This is a genomic window from Microcystis sp. M090S1, from assembly GCF_020246295.1.
GTDB lineage: Bacteria > Cyanobacteriota > Cyanobacteriia > Cyanobacteriales > Microcystaceae > Microcystis > Microcystis aeruginosa.
Genome location: NZ_JADBTF010000355.1, coordinates 1 through 14,589 on the forward strand (window position 1 = coordinate 1; position 14,589 = coordinate 14,589).

At 41.9% G+C, this 14,589-nt stretch carries 12 protein-coding genes; 3 read left to right on the forward strand and 9 right to left on the reverse strand.

Translation table 11 applies throughout. The features are described from left to right. Window positions 1–412: 412 nt before the first annotated feature. From IM477_RS15880 to IM477_RS15895, 4 genes are all read right to left on the reverse strand, one after another. On the reverse strand, window positions 413–2,101 hold the full coding sequence (locus IM477_RS15880; RefSeq protein ID WP_287732523.1) for a SulP family inorganic anion transporter: 1,689 nt from the start codon (window positions 2,099–2,101) through the stop codon (window positions 413–415). A 128-nt stretch (window positions 2,102–2,229) separates the two neighbouring features. After that, window positions 2,230–2,913 (reverse strand): Mo-dependent nitrogenase C-terminal domain-containing protein, encoded by a 684-nt coding sequence (locus IM477_RS15885; protein WP_287732524.1) that lies wholly within the window; start codon window positions 2,911–2,913, stop codon window positions 2,230–2,232. 248 nt (window positions 2,914–3,161) lie between these two features. Further along, on the reverse strand, window positions 3,162–4,547 hold the full coding sequence (locus IM477_RS15890; RefSeq protein ID WP_287732526.1) for a UDP-glucose dehydrogenase family protein: 1,386 nt from the start codon (window positions 4,545–4,547) through the stop codon (window positions 3,162–3,164). A gap of 45 nt (window positions 4,548–4,592) precedes the next feature. Further along, window positions 4,593–5,519, reverse strand: a complete 927-nt coding sequence (locus tag IM477_RS15895) for a UDP-glucuronic acid decarboxylase family protein (RefSeq protein ID WP_052277364.1) — start codon at window positions 5,517–5,519, stop codon at window positions 4,593–4,595. A 190-nt stretch (window positions 5,520–5,709) separates the two neighbouring features. Between IM477_RS15895 and polA the strand changes: the two genes are divergently transcribed. The 3 genes from polA to IM477_RS15910 are packed head-to-tail and all read left to right on the forward strand — an operon-like array spanning window position 5,710 to window position 9,115. Continuing rightward, entirely contained in the window at window positions 5,710–8,580 is a 2,871-nt protein-coding gene (gene polA, locus IM477_RS15900) for a DNA polymerase I (RefSeq protein ID WP_287732528.1), read from the forward strand. Window positions 8,581–8,584: 4 nt separating this feature from the next. Beyond that, on the forward strand, window positions 8,585–8,830 hold the full coding sequence (locus IM477_RS15905) for an NDH complex assembly factor CRR9 (RefSeq protein WP_002736270.1): 246 nt from the start codon (window positions 8,585–8,587) through the stop codon (window positions 8,828–8,830). Between the two features lie 36 nt (window positions 8,831–8,866). Beyond that, window positions 8,867–9,115: a heavy-metal-associated domain-containing protein gene (locus IM477_RS15910; protein ID WP_287732529.1), complete on the forward strand. Its 249-nt coding sequence runs from the start codon at window positions 8,867–8,869 to the stop codon at window positions 9,113–9,115. Between the two features lie 151 nt (window positions 9,116–9,266). Here the strand turns inward: IM477_RS15910 and IM477_RS15915 are convergent, their stop codons facing one another. From IM477_RS15915 to IM477_RS15935, 5 genes are all read right to left on the reverse strand, one after another. Continuing rightward, window positions 9,267–9,503 carry a type II toxin-antitoxin system RelN family antitoxin gene (locus IM477_RS15915; protein WP_002754695.1) on the reverse strand — a complete coding sequence of 79 codons (237 nt, stop codon included), beginning with the start codon at window positions 9,501–9,503 and terminating at the stop codon, window positions 9,267–9,269. 58 nt (window positions 9,504–9,561) lie between these two features. After that, on the reverse strand, window positions 9,562–9,864 hold the full coding sequence (locus IM477_RS15920; RefSeq protein ID WP_155119102.1) for a HepT-like ribonuclease domain-containing protein: 303 nt from the start codon (window positions 9,862–9,864) through the stop codon (window positions 9,562–9,564). A 19-nt stretch (window positions 9,865–9,883) separates the two neighbouring features. Further along, entirely contained in the window at window positions 9,884–10,180 is a 297-nt protein-coding gene (locus tag IM477_RS15925; RefSeq protein WP_149989114.1) for a nucleotidyltransferase family protein, read from the reverse strand. Window positions 10,181–10,333: 153 nt separating this feature from the next. After that, complete coding sequence (locus tag IM477_RS15930; RefSeq protein ID WP_002774110.1) at window positions 10,334–10,705, reverse strand: endonuclease domain-containing protein; 372 nt, start codon at window positions 10,703–10,705, stop codon at window positions 10,334–10,336. 28 nt (window positions 10,706–10,733) lie between these two features. Next, window positions 10,734–14,288: a type I restriction enzyme HsdR N-terminal domain-containing protein gene (locus IM477_RS15935; protein WP_287732531.1), complete on the reverse strand. Its 3,555-nt coding sequence runs from the start codon at window positions 14,286–14,288 to the stop codon at window positions 10,734–10,736. Window positions 14,289–14,589: the final 301 nt, after the last annotated feature.

The following is a 14,589-nucleotide window of genomic DNA, read 5'->3' on the forward strand; positions in this document are numbered from 1 at the left end:
GTACGGGCGAAGCATTCGGGCAATAACCTATCGGTGAAACCGTAGATTTTTTATCCGAATGCTTCGCCCCTACAGGACGCGGGCCGATGAAGACGCAAGGTTTTGAAGCACGATTCTCTCAAAATCTTGCACCTGTTTCGCGAGAAAAGCCACAAAACCCTTACCTTGCCTACATTTCACCTTTATTCAGCAAACCCTAAATAGGTTAGGGAAGTGACTTTCAGTTAATGATGCTAAAAATGAACAATAATCTAAAATCAAGCCGATAATGACTAAATGCAACCGACGGAAGTCCAACTTAGACAACTCTATCACCTAATTTCAATAAAGTCCGAAAACTATGGACGGGTAGGTTCTCTATGGGAGGGGAGGTCGGCGACGACCTTCTCGACCCCTAATGATTTAGTATCAGTTAACGATGTTTAAAAGCTTCGATCGCCGCCGGCAAAGTATAGTAAATTCTCTCTTGGCTAATTTTATCTAACAAGCGGGAACGTTGCAATTCTAAGTACAGATCGTGTTTAACCCTCGCTAGGGCGAAAACTATACCCTGTCTTGATAATTCCCTTGCTAGTTCATCGAGAATCTCCACGGCTGTACTATCCAATTCTCCGAGTGCCTCTGTATTCAAGACAAACCATTCTACCGTTTTTGTCTCCCGGGCAATGGCGCTGAGGGCGCGACGTTTAAAGTCGGCCGCATTAGCAAAAAATAAGGGGGCATCGTAACGATAGATAACTAACCCCGGTATTGTTTGCGCTTCCGGCCAATCCTGGAGTGCGTGTAAACCCATCACCCCCGGGACTGTACCCAAGACGGCATCATCGGGCCGGGTAATGCGGGCCAATAAATCGATAACCGAGAGACCGATGGCGATGGCAACCCCGCTTAAAATCCCCGTGGTTAGCACCCCCACCATTGTCAGGACAGCGAGATTAAACTCACTATTGCGAAAGCTTTTTAGTCGTTTAGCGCCGGCAATATCCACCAGTTTACAGGCCGCATAAATCACCAGCGCACCCAAGGCGGCCTTGGGAAAGAGTACCAGTAGCGGACCGAGCAAGAAAATGACCGCCACCACCACCACTGCCACCACCAGGGAGTAAAGCTGACTTTTACTACCCACCGAATCGCCCACCGCGGTGCGACTGGCGCTGCTGCTGATGGGAAATCCCTGACAAAAACCCGCCGCCAGATTCCCCAGTCCCAGGGCTAAAAATTCTTGATTGGCATCGATTTCTTGGTTATGGCGTGCGGCGAAGGCTCTAGCGGTCAAGACGTTATCGGAATAGCCCACCAGGGCAATGCCGACGGCTGCGGTTACTAGGGGTAGTAATTGGGAAAAATCTAGGGTTGGTAAGCCAAAATTCGGCAAAGTATTGCTAATTTTCCCCACTACTGCCACCCCCTCTTGATCGAGATGGAGGGTGGCGACGGCGAGGGTTCCCAGTAAAACCGCCAGCAAGGGACCCGGTGCTTTGGGAAAATATTTTTGGATGACAAATAGAAATAGTAGCAGCAATAGAGCGAGGCCAAGGGTTGGCCAGTGCCATTGATTTATTCCCCGAAAAAAAGCTAAAATTTCTTTAAAAACCGTATTTTCACGGATTGACAAACCACTAATTTTACCCAGTTGTCCCGCAATCATGATCACCGCCACTCCCGCCATATAACCGATCAGGATCGGTTTGGAGAGTAAATTAGCTAAAAATCCCAAGCGGGCGATATAACCAACTAAACAGATTAAACCGACCATTAGGGCTAAAAAAGCCGCTAAACTGCCGTAATTTTCTCCTTGAAGGCTTACCATAGGTGCGATCGCTGCCGCCGTCATCACTGCCGTGGTCGATTCTGGTCCGAGGGATAGTTGCGATGAGGAGCCGAAAAGGGCGTAAACTAGGGCGGCTGGCACGAGAGTCCACAATCCCACCACGGGATCGACCCCGGCCAGGTCGCCGTAAGCCATACACTGGGGAATAGCGTAGGCCGCCACGGTGACACCGGCGAGTATATCTCGGCCCAGCCACTGCCATTGATAGGAGCGCAGGTTTTTTAGCCCGGGTAAATCAGGAAAATCGACTCGTCGGGAGTTTTTACTCATATTTTCTCTGTCAACGGCGACTTAACCTAATTTTAACGGAAGAATTAGCTAGGAAAAGCCCTTAGGTTGAGATATTTTCTGTCAGCAGGATATTTATACCATGTTAGCCGCAATTTTAATTAAATTGGCTAAATATACTCGGAAATATCTTCTTGACAATCATCGGCTAAGTATGATAAAGCCCGGAAGCGTAAACCGACTAATTGTTCGTAGAGAGGATTTAACTTGCACAGGGGCGGAATATGGACTAATTTATGGCCAAAAAGCACGATATCGCGTTCAAAAGGACATTGAGGCGGGACCATTTTGCAGATAAACCGGGCCAAGCGCGGATCGTGCATTTCTACCCCATCTAACCAATCTTTGAGGGGATGCAGCAGATCTGGGTGGGGATGTTCGGCACTGATAAACTCGGATTTCTGCGCTTCCGTGGTAATTTCGGGAATTTCACAGATAGTATGTTCTAAAGCTGACAAGGCCTCGATTTCTAACCCGAAAGCATCCCGATAACTATGCAGTAATTGCGCTTCGGCGGGGGAATAAATGCCATCGGCGATCGCTACCATGACCGCCGTGCGGAGGAAGTTTTCTGATATTCTGGGGTCATGACCGAAACTTGCGGCCAATTCTTCGGGACTAATCGATTGATAGAGAACGTGGTCGTCATCTAATTCTAATTCGTGAGCGAAACGGGCGATCGATTCCTGTTCGCTGGTGCTATAATCCCCATCACACCAGGCAATTGTCAGTAATCCCCGTAACCAGTCCCTAACTTGTTCGTTAGTGTATCGGTATTGAACAGAGCTAACCATAAGTATGTATGTATTGCTAAAACTGATTTCTAGTTTCTCAATTCAATTCTACCGAGCGCTCCCGGATTCTAGTGGCTCCTGTTCACATCATGTAACTATAGCCAATAACCCCATGGTCAGCTAGGAATTTTTTGGTTTTCAGTCGGCATAATCGGGCAATTTTCGCCCCTAGGAGCAGGGGTAAGGGTTGGTGCTTCTTGTCCCTTCCCCACCCGCGTCAGTCCTGCTGAAAAGGCGGATTCCTGGGATTAACGTCCGATCCCGAGGTAACGGAAACCGGCTGCTGTCACCACCGCAGGATCGAGGAAATTGCGACCATCAATTAACACGGGTTCGCGCATGGTTTTAACCATTTTCCCGTAGTCGAGACGGAGGAATTCTTGCCATTCCGTCACCACCACCAAAGCGTCACAACCATCGGCCAATCTTTCCGGATCCGATTCGATAATCACACCGCTTAAACCGTGACTTAAACCACTTTGGGAAACGATCGGATCGTATGCTTTTACCTTAGCACCTAAACGATTTAACTGTTCGATCATAGTTAAAGCCGGAGCATCGCGCATATCATCGGTATCGGGTTTAAAAGTTAATCCCAACAAACCGACGGTTTTACCCTTGAGGATTTTTAATTCCTGTTGCAGTTTTTCGATCGCAATTGTCCGTTGACGTTTGTTAACATTGATAGCGGCGTTAAGTAATTCCGTTTCGTAACCGTAGTCTTCCGCGGTATGTACCAAAGCCGACACATCTTTGGGGAAACAGGAACCCCCCCAACCGATCCCGGCCGAGAGGAACTTGCTGCCGATACGGGAATCTAAACCGATACCTTTAGCCACTTGGGTGACATCGGCCCCCACGCGATCACAGATATTAGCTACTTCGTTAATAAAGCTAATTTTGGTGGCTAGGAAGGCATTAGCGGCGTATTTAATCATTTCCGCCGAACTGAGATCCGTAACCACCACGGGAACGGGAGGCAAGGAGGGATCCTCAGCGAATTGGCGTTTAACCAAAGGCGCGTACAATTCCTTCATCATTTCAATGGCTTTCGGGTTATTACTGCCTAAAACAATGCGATCGGGGTTAAAAGTATCATAAACTGCCGAACCTTCCCGTAAAAATTCGGGATTGCTAACCACATCGAATTCCGCTTCGATGCGTTCTAGTGTACTAATACCGCCAACCGCAGCCACGAGATTTTTTTGTCTTTCGGCCACTCCATCGAGGACGATCATCCGTACCCAATCCCCAGAACCGATGGGAACGGTCGATTTATTGACGATTACTTTATAACCACCGTTGAGATGGGCCCCAATACCCCGGGCCACCGCTTCCACATAACGAGTGTCACTTTCTCCCGTGGGTAGTGCTGGTGTACCAACAGCGATAAAGAGGATTTCACCGTGTTTAACTCCCGCTTCTAGATCCGTGGAGAATTCCAGATTGCCGGAGGCTGCGGAAGACTGCATTAATTCTGATAACCCCGGTTCATAGATGGGGGATTGTCCCGATTTCATCAATTTGACTTTTTCTTCATTGTTGTCAATACAGATGACATGATGGCCGATATGTGCTAGGCACACCCCGGTGACTAAACCCACATAACCCGTTCCGATAACACAAACACGCATGATAATTACTCCAGTGACAATTGAGTTAAATTTATTGATTAGGGATTAGCTTAGACGAGAACGGAAATCCTCGATCGTCATTTTTAAACCCTGACTTAGAGGAATAGTTGGACTCCAATCCAGATAAGTTTTAGCACGAGTGATATCCGGTTGTCGTTGCTTGGGATCATCTTCCGGCAGTGGTTGATAGACCAATTCGGCCTCGGGATTAATCATGCCTTGGATCACTTGCGCTAATTCCAGAATTGTGTATTCGTCGGGATTGCCTAGATTAACCGGCCCGATAAAGTCCCCATTCATCAAACGCATTAACCCTTCCACTAGGTCAGAAACATAGCAAAAACTGCGGGTTTGGGAACCTTGACCATAAACCGTCAGGGGTTCACCGCGCAAAGCTTGCACCACGAAATTACTCACCACTCGACCATCGTTTTCCAGCATTCGCGGGCCGTAGGTGTTGAAAATCCGGGCCACCCGGATATCGACTTTATGCTCCCGATAATACTCGAAAGCCAGGGTTTCTGCTACCCGTTTACCCTCGTCATAACAGGAACGCGGTCCGATGCAGTTGACATTGCCTCGATATTCTTCCGTTTGTGGATGCACATCGGGATCGCCGTAGACTTCCGAGGTAGAAGCGAGCAAAAATCGCGCTTTTACCCGTTTAGCTAGACCCAGCATATACATAGTCCCTAAAACATTGGTTTTAATCGTTTTGACGGGATTATATTGATAGTGAATTGGGGAAGCAGGACAGGCCAGGTGATAAATCTGATCGACTTCTAAACGGATCGGCTCGGTGATATCGTGACGAATTAGCTCAAAATAAGGATTTCCTAGCCATTTAACGATGTTTCGGCGCGTCCCCGTGTAGAAGTTATCCAGACAGATCACTTCATGACCCTGTTCCATCAAGCGATCGATTAGATGGGAACCAATAAAACCTGCACCGCCTGTAACTAGGATTCTCATGTAATCGCAAAGTAAACATATAAAATTATTCTTAAAATACCCTTACGCTGGCTTTTTGGCAAATATTTTTTTTGACGGGGTGTTAAGTATCAGTGATCGGTGATCAGCGATCGCCGATTCAAGGCTAATGGCTGAATAATGGCTCGGTAATCCTTAAAATGGAAATAACACGCAAATTTGAGGCTAGATTATGAACAGTGGCGAGCAAAATAAGCTATTTATCCTGATTGATGGGCATTCTTTGGCTTTTCGTGCCTATTATGCCTTTGCCAAGTCTCGTTCTGGTCCTCTGCGTACTTCTAGCGGTATTCCCACCAGTGTGTGCTTTGGGTTTTTAAATTCTCTGATGCAGTTACTTGAAACTCAAAAACCCACTTATTTAGCAGTTGCTTTTGATTTAGCAGCTCCTTCTTTTCGCCATGAAGCTGATGTCAATTATAAGGCGAATCGGCAAGAGACTCCCGAAGAATTTCGCCCCGATTTAACTAATCTGCAAAGTCTCTTGGCAGCGATGAATATTCCTATTGTGACTTCCCCGGGTTACGAAGCAGATGATGTTTTAGGAACTTTGGCAAAACAAGCTGGCGATCATGGTTATACGGTCAAGATTTTAACAGGCGATCGAGATTTATTCCAATTGGTAGATGAGGAGAAAAAAACCACGGTTCTCTATCTGGATATTAATGCGGTCAAAAGTACATCGGGACAGGGTTATACAGAATTCAATTCCCAAGCTGTCACGGAAAAGTTAGGGGTGACACCAAAACAGGTAGTAGATTTTAAAGCTCTTTGCGGTGATAAGTCTGATAATATCCCCGGAGTGCGCGGAATTGGCGAAAAAACAGCGATAGATTTATTAAAAAAATACGATAACTTAGACGATATATATACCAATCTGGAATCGATCAAGGGAATGGTAAAAACTAAATTATTAGAGGGAAAAACCGCCGCCGAAAGTTCTCGCTATTTAGCCAAAATTGCCCTTGATGCCCCCGTTAGTCTGGAGGAGGAGAAATTTCGTCTCCGAGGTTTTGATCGGCGTTTAGTTCAACCTTTATTGGCAAGATTAGAGTTAAAGAAAATTCTCCAGAAACTCGATCAAATTCAACAGTATCTAGGTGGCACTCCTACTCTAGAATTAACTAGCGATGCTGATTCTAATCAATTGTCTCTGTTTGATTTACCCCCTATTTCTCCACCGGTTCTAATTGCTCCGGAAATTATTGATACTATTCCTAAGTTAGATGCTTTACTGGCAAAATTAACAACTTTCACTAATCCACATTTTCCCGTCGCTTGGGACACCGAAACCACGGATTTAAATCCTCGTGTAGCCAAATTGGTCGGGATCGGTTGCTGTTGGGGAAAAGAATTAAATGCTATGGCCTATATTCCTATCGGCCACCAGAGCGGTGATAATTTAAATCTAGAGATAGTCCTCGAAAAATTACGCCCAATTTTAGCGGGTGATAATTATCCGAAAGTCTTCCAGAATGCGAAATTTGATATTGATGTTTTTTATCATCAAGGAATTACCGTTAAAGGTCTAGTTTTTGATACTATGGTGGCTAGTTATGTCCTCCATCCCGAACTAACTCATAATCTCGAAGATTTATGCGATCGCTATTTAGACGGTATCACTTCCCTTAGTTATAAAAGTCTCGGTATTCCTGGGGGAAAAACCATCGCTGATTTAGATATTGCCACCACTGCTAACTACTGTGGATTAGATGCCTACGCTACCTATTTACTTCGAGAAAAATTACAGGCAGAATTAACTAAAATTCACCCTTTGTATCAATTATTCTCAGAGGTAGAATCTCCCTTAGTCATGGTGCTGTGGCAGATGGAAAATTATGGTATAAAAATTAATATTAACTATCTAAAAAACTTTTCCCAGCAACTAGAAAGAGACTTGGCAGACATAGAAAAAAAAGCTTATGAATCCATCGGAGAAACTTTTAATCTTAGCTCTCCTAAACAGTTAAGTGAAATCCTCTTTGATCGATTGGCACTCAATCGCAAAAAATCCAGAAAAACTAAAACAGGTTACTCCACCGATCAAAGTGTTTTAGAGAAACTACAAGGAGATCATCCCTTAGTTGATTATATCCTTGAACATCGCACCTTGTCCAAATTAAAATCCACCTATGTGGATGCTTTACCGAAATTAGCCGAACCAAAAACCGCACGAGTACATACAGATTTTAATCAAACCATCACCAGCACCGGACGCTTATCATCCTCCAATCCTAACCTACAAAATATCCCCATTCGCAGTGAATTTTCCAGGCGAATTCGTCAAGCTTTTATCCCCGAAGATGGTTACTTATTAGTATCAGCAGACTACTCACAAATCGAGTTAAGAATTCTTGCTCATCTCAGTCAAGAACCAGTTTTATTAGAAGCGTATCGTAGTAATCAAGATGTTCATAAAGTCACCGCTCAATTGCTCTTTGATAAAAGGGAAATTACGCCAGAAGAACGCAGTTTAGGAAAAACAATTAACTTCGGAGTTATTTATGGCATGGGAGCGCAAAAATTCGCCCGTGAATCGAAATTAACCGTAGAACAAGGCAGAAAATTTATTGAAAAATATCATCAACGTTATGCCCAAGTATTTGAGTATTTAGAGAATAGCAAAAAACAAGTGATCGCTCAGGGATATGTAGAAACAATTTTGGGCAGAAGACGTTATTTTAACTTCGATAATCCCCTCTTAAAAAGACTGCGAGGACTGTCCTTACACGACATCGATTTAGATAGCCTCAAACTCAACAACGAGGAAGCACAATTATTAAGATCGGCCGCTAATGCGCCCATTCAGGGTTCCAGTGCTGATATTATTAAAGTAGCGATGGTAAAATTGGCAGAGGTACTACAAAATTATCAGGCGAGATTACTGCTGCAAGTCCATGATGAATTAGTATTGGAAGTACCGAGGGAAGAATGGCCATCCCTAGAGTCAAAAATCAAGACGACTATGGAAGAAGCTGTCTCCTTGACGATCCCTCTCTTGGTAGAAATTAAAGCCGGTGACAATTGGATGGAAACCAAATAAAACTATGATCGAAAACAGACAATTTTTAACCCCAGAAGAATCCGCAGATGTGGACGCTGCCCTCTTAACTTCTCCAGAAAAATTCCTGACTCGTTTAACGATTTCTTCCCTACGCTTACTAAAAATAATCGCCGAGGATACGGGAGTAACCCTAGAAGAACTAACCCATAAACAGGTCATTCAATGGCTAGAAAAAGATAGTAAACTGCGTCGGGAACAGGGGATCGAAGCGGCAGTGCTGAAATGGTAAATAAACTCTTAAAAAATCAGCTACCCCTGACAATTTATGCTAGTTTTTAGCTATAAAGTTACTGAAGTTACAACAATGACAATTACCCTAAAAGTGCCTAGTATTGCCTGTGAAGGTTGCGCTAATACCATTACTAAAGCGATTAACAATCAGCAACCGGCGGCCCAAATATCGGTGGATGTAGCCAATAAAATCGTCACCGTAGAAACCACCGCATCCCGCGCAGAAATTGCCCAATGGATCAGCGAAGTCGGCCATACTGTTGAATCTGGAAGTGAGGGTTGACATCCTCCCCCGTTAAAAATAGACCTCTGTAAAAATCAAAAATTGTCGTGATTATTGTTGAATGTCATCTCGAATACTGCGATATTTCTTAGCAAGTGTGCGGAGATTTCGCTTGAATGTTGCCGAGGCTAAAACTTGAATTATCGGTTGATTAGTCATCTTCTAACCCTTCCCAAAGTTGAGAAACGGGAATGGTTTGTCCTGTCATGGCTTCATGCCAAGCTTGCCGAAAGTCTGCTAAAATTTCTGCTTGAGATGTATCTTGGGTTTCCTCCTCTGGGATGAGAATAATAACTTCTACACGGCTGTTTTTGTCTATGATTAAAGGATGATCTAGGGTTAGTTGTCCTTGTTCATCAATGGTTGCCATAACCTTGAGTGCTTTCATGTTTCTCTGCTTGAGTGGGTTAGTTCAATATCTAAATTATGCTAATTTTCCCAAAGTTTTACCTGATCAGAATCTTTTCTAGTTCTTTAACTAAAAATGGTAAATCATTTTTAACGGTATTCCAAACAATATCTTCATCAACATTTAAGTAATCGTGTACTACTTTACTCCGCATTCCGACGACTGCTTGCCAAGGAATTGTTGGATAATTCTCCCGAAAGTCTGGTGATACACGACGCGCTGCTTCTCCGATAATTTGCAATAAATGGGTGAGGGATAACCGTAAAAGTTCGTTATTATCAAAATCTTCTCGACTGACACCTTCTACAAAGCTAAGTGCTTTATTTGCTGTGTCAATCATGTGTTCAACATACACTTGATTATCTTTCTGCGACATAACACACCTCTGCTGTTGCTAAAACACGCTCACGAATACGATGATTAAGAGATTTGACGGTAACGAGATCAATAGTACGTCCATCAAATAATTGAGATAATTCTTCTTGAATTTGATGAAGTTTGAAAAAACTAGGGGTAAAACCAAGTTCAAACTCAACGAGCAGATCAATATCACTATCTGCGGTAAAATCATCTCGTAAAACTGAACCAAATAAGGAAAGTTTATGAATATGCCAATGTTGGCAAAGTTGTGAGAGTTTTTCTTGAGGAATTTTCATATTTTTGTGTTGATCAGATTAGGTTTACTCCCAAGCTTTCTAGTTGTTGATTTATCCAAGCGGTTGCCGTTTCTTCATCGTTTTCTATTGCTTTTTCTACTCCTATTTTAGCAACTTCTAGGCGTTAAATTTTCCCCCCTTTTTAAGGGGGGATTAAGGGGGGATCGAAAGATTTAGCTGCTCACAAACCGCCTCAAAATTTCTTAATACCTGCGAATTCGTGAATCTAATAACTTTTAATCCATAGCTTTCTAATCGCGCAGTTCTCTCTTTATCATAGGCTTTTCCCTCATCCGTAAAGTGAGTATCTCCATCAATTTCAATCACAAGTTTGAGGCTAGGGCAATAAAAATCAACAATGAAATGATCAATGGGGCGTTGTCTTAGGACTTTGAATTTGAAATTTTTTAGATAGGAATACCACAGCCTTTTCTCTGCTAAGGTCATGTTCTTTCGCAGTTCTTTCGCTCTGGCTACTAGGGCAGTATTATAAGGTAGATGAAAGTCGCTGTTGTTTAGGGTCATTGATCCCCCCTACCCCCCTTAAAAAGGTTCATTGATCCCCCCTACCCCCCTTAAAAAGGGGGGAAATGTCTAAGGATTCTAGTTGTTGGTTTATCCAAGCGGTTGCCGTTTCTTCCTCGGTTTCTATCGCTTTTTCTACTCCTATTTTAGCAATTTCTAATAGTTGTTTTGATTTTTGCTTTGTTTTTTTTGCACTCAGCATTTTTTCAGCTATAGAAAGCTGAGTATCTTTAGAAATTAGAGGAATATACATATTTTTAATAGTTGGCAAATCAGTATTTTGTCTGACGCTTGCTTGAGCGATATTTCGCATCAAGTAATATTCCTTAGCTACTTTTTCAATATAAAGAGCTACAAAGTAAGGATTAAATTTTGATTGATCTTTGATTCTAATTCTAATGGTAAAAGATGCAAAAATCCAACCAACTTGTTCATCTTCAACAACACCACAATTACCGACAGTTCCCATTTGAGATATGACTATATCACCTTGTTTTGTATAAACTTTTGAAGGTAAATTTTCTGTGTTGATAATTCTGTCTAATTGAGTAGTTATAATCTCGGTATTTTTAAGATTTAATCCTTTAATATATGGAACTCCCTCATCAGTTTCCGTATAGGGACTGGTGGGAACAGAACCATAGTTAACAAGAGAGCAAATATCCTCTACCAAAAAAAAACCATTTGCTTTGATTTTATTTTCTACTTGATAAAATTTCGGTTGATAATACTCAGCATCCAAGCGTCCAGAAGACAAAAAAGACTCAGAAAAACTCTTAACGGCGATGCTTTCTTCGGTAGGTTGCCAATCTTTTAAACCAAGTTCTGTTAATAGTAAATCTTCAGCTTGTTGGTAAATTTCTTTAGCTTTAATAAGATTATGATAAGAGAGATTAATTAATAACTCAAGAAAATCTTGAAAATCAGACTTCAGAATAGGAATAAGAAGATTTTCAAGAATTGTTAGATTGACGTGTCCTTGTAAACCACCACTAGCAAATCTGAATAACTGACTTGTGCCAAGTTTTGAATTCAGAAAACTTACAAGATAAAATGGATTGACTTTATCTTTTTTACTCTCTACGATGATAATATCAGCAGAGTTAACAACTGCTGAATCAAGGTAAATACTAGCTTTCCCAAAAGAGCCACTTCTAGCAATAAGAATATTCCCTTTTTTGATTTGAGATTTTCTAAGTTTTTGATGAAATTTTTGAGTAATCTTTTGGCAATTATCAATATTAACAAAGAATTCATCTATATTCCGAGTCTGGAGTAGCAGAATTCCAGATTCATCATATTCCGAAACCATTGAACCAACATGACCAACATCAATCTTTGTGGCGACTTGAAATAAAGATTGAGTTTCGACACTATCTAATACTTGAACAACATTCATATATTCTTTTTGAAAAAACTCTGCATCGACTCTAAAACTTTCATTGTTAAATTTTGCCTTGCTAAACAATAACTCAACGGCTTCAATTCTATCCATTAACTGCTGATATTTAACCGCATCAAAAGCTCCCCCCCTGTCCCCCTTATTAAGGGGGGTGGCGTTAGCCGGGGGGATCTCAAAAAAACTTAAATTCTCCTTTTTAGCAAACTCAATAAAGGCCTCAGCGATACCATCTTCCGTTAATCCATCATGATTAAAAAGATCATGATCCACAATCCAATGATTATGTTTATCTAAGAGAAAATCCCCCGAATCATCAGACCCTTTAACATAAACTTTTTCCCCAGAATTATCCTTGCCTGACTTCTGCATCGTCGCAAAAAAGATATTATAATCATCCTGACGAGGACAAAGCGCGCCTATTTTGGGATCATCATTCCATTTTTGCACCAATAACACCGAGGTTTTTGTTCCCGTATGGGGTTTAAAAGTATTACCATGTAATCCCACCACTGCCAAAATTCGACATCTTTCGGCAATAAAATCCCGAATATTTTTATCAGAGGAATTATTAAAGCGTCCTTGGGGTAAAACTATCGCCATTCTTTCCCCCGGTTTCAAAAAGTCTAGATTGCGCTCAATAAATAAAATATCGCGTCCTACCTTAGTTTCCCATTTACCGTTAGGCTTTTTTGCTAAGTCATAACGAGCAATCATGCGCGGTTCTTTGATGTCACCCGCAAAAGGTGGATTTGCCATCAAAATATCGAATTGAAACTCCCTATAGTCCGGACTTCCCTTTGGACGGAGTTTTTTCAAGCGTCTGAAACCTTCATGATAAACATCATCCCATTCTTCCTGTTGCGTCACCTCATCCCATAATTCATAATCTAGAGTGTTTAAATGTAGTACGTTTGTTTGTCCATCTCCAGCAATCAGATTGAGGGTTCGTGCTACCCTTACCGCTTTTTCATCAAAATCAATAGCAAATACCTTTTCTTCCACATATTCCTTACAACGGGGTGGCTTTTCTTCCAATGAAAATAAATGACTTACTTCTAATCCCTCATCCTCTAGAATCTGCCGCCAAACATGAAAGATCGTATGTACTGGAAAACCCGATGAACCAGCTGCGCTATCAATCATATATTCATCTTCTTGGGGGTTAAGCATCTTCACACACATATCAATCACATAACGAGGGGTGAAAAACTGTCCTTTTTCCCCTTTACTGCTTTGATTGATTAAATACTCAAATGCTTCATCAATTACATCCAAATTGGAGTTAAATAGCTTCACATTCTCTAAGGATGACACACAAACCGATAAGTGAGAAGGTGTCAGACTAATCTTGGCATCCTCACTAAATACCCCTGGCCATTTTTTCTTAGCTTTGTCAAAAAGATCCTGAATTTTCGTTTTTAATGCGCTTTCTGTTTGTCCTGTATTACGAAACTCCAGAGAACGAGTAGAACGTCGATTCCCCTGTCCAGAATACCATTCATCATAGAGCTTGGCAAAAATCAGCTTAAATAATTCCTCAAAGACATCTACCCCCGCATTTGCTAATACCTCATCTTCCATTTCTTCGATTAGCGTTTTCAGAGATTTATTTTCTTTGACTAACTTATCATTGGCGATTAAATCATCTAAAGTGAACTTAATCTGGAGAATATCTGCTAGGGTTTGATTAGAGTTAGGGATATCTGGAATATCTTCAAAATAATTGGGATCTTTGCGTTGATAATAGGAAATCTGATCGCCATTCGTCCAGACAGCCATCGGCGAACCTGTGCCGTTACAATAGGAACGTAGTTGTGCTTTTCCTTCCTTGAGCTTGGGTTTTTTTACCTCTACCAAAATATAAACTGTGTTCAGGCGATCTTTGTCCATCACCGCAATATCTGCTCGTTTTACCTCCCTGCCAAAATTCACCCCATACTCCACCTGAATGCGACTGAGAGGATAATTTAAGCGATCGCTTAAAACCCTTGAATATAATTGTCTAATCGCTTCTTCTGGGGTAAGTTTAATCTCTTTTTTCCGTACTAAGCAAATTGTATAGGGAGCTTCCCCATTTTTCGTCTTTTTCAGCGTAATTGTCTGCTCTAATTGCTCAATTTCTGCTGGCGTAAACTGGGACAACTTATAACTTGAGTCTTTGAGAATATTAGCTAATTTCATAGGTTAAAGATGATAGAGATAAATAAAAATTTTTATACCGAGCCTTGAAAGAAATCCCAGCCTTGACAAATTGAGTTAAGTAATCTACTGATGCGAGAATTTTCCCTGTACAAGCCGGTAGGCATGACTTGAAATCATTGTATTCTTGGCTATTAAGTAGGTAGGTGTTAAAAGTTGTCAGACACCCCCCTTATCAAGGGGGGACTAAGGGGGGATCAAGGGGGGATCAAGGGGGGACTAAGGGGGGATTAAGGGGGGATCGAACCTAAAATCCATTTTTAATTTAATTATAACCAGCTAC

What these genes read in the sequence shown, in the direction of transcription:
- IM477_RS15880 (WP_287732523.1), bottom strand. Translation starts at nt 2,101, where the DNA reads ATGAGTAAAAACTCCCGACGAGTCGATTTTCCTGATTTACCCGGGCTA.
- IM477_RS15885 (WP_287732524.1), bottom strand. Translation starts at nt 2,913, where the DNA reads ATGGTTAGCTCTGTTCAATACCGATACACTAACGAACAAGTTAGGGAC.
- IM477_RS15890 (WP_287732526.1), bottom strand. Translation starts at nt 4,547, where the DNA reads ATGCGTGTTTGTGTTATCGGAACGGGTTATGTGGGTTTAGTCACCGGG.
- IM477_RS15895 (WP_052277364.1), bottom strand. Translation starts at nt 5,519, where the DNA reads ATGAGAATCCTAGTTACAGGCGGTGCAGGTTTTATTGGTTCCCATCTA.
- polA (WP_287732528.1), top strand. Translation starts at nt 5,710, where the DNA reads ATGAACAGTGGCGAGCAAAATAAGCTATTTATCCTGATTGATGGGCAT.
- IM477_RS15905 (WP_002736270.1), top strand. Translation starts at nt 8,585, where the DNA reads ATGATCGAAAACAGACAATTTTTAACCCCAGAAGAATCCGCAGATGTG.
- IM477_RS15910 (WP_287732529.1), top strand. Translation starts at nt 8,867, where the DNA reads ATGCTAGTTTTTAGCTATAAAGTTACTGAAGTTACAACAATGACAATT.
- IM477_RS15915 (WP_002754695.1), bottom strand. Translation starts at nt 9,503, where the DNA reads ATGAAAGCACTCAAGGTTATGGCAACCATTGATGAACAAGGACAACTA.
- IM477_RS15920 (WP_155119102.1), bottom strand. Translation starts at nt 9,864, where the DNA reads ATGATTGACACAGCAAATAAAGCACTTAGCTTTGTAGAAGGTGTCAGT.
- IM477_RS15925 (WP_149989114.1), bottom strand. Translation starts at nt 10,180, where the DNA reads ATGAAAATTCCTCAAGAAAAACTCTCACAACTTTGCCAACATTGGCAT.
- IM477_RS15930 (WP_002774110.1), bottom strand. Translation starts at nt 10,705, where the DNA reads ATGACCCTAAACAACAGCGACTTTCATCTACCTTATAATACTGCCCTA.
- IM477_RS15935 (WP_287732531.1), bottom strand. Translation starts at nt 14,288, where the DNA reads ATGAAATTAGCTAATATTCTCAAAGACTCAAGTTATAAGTTGTCCCAG.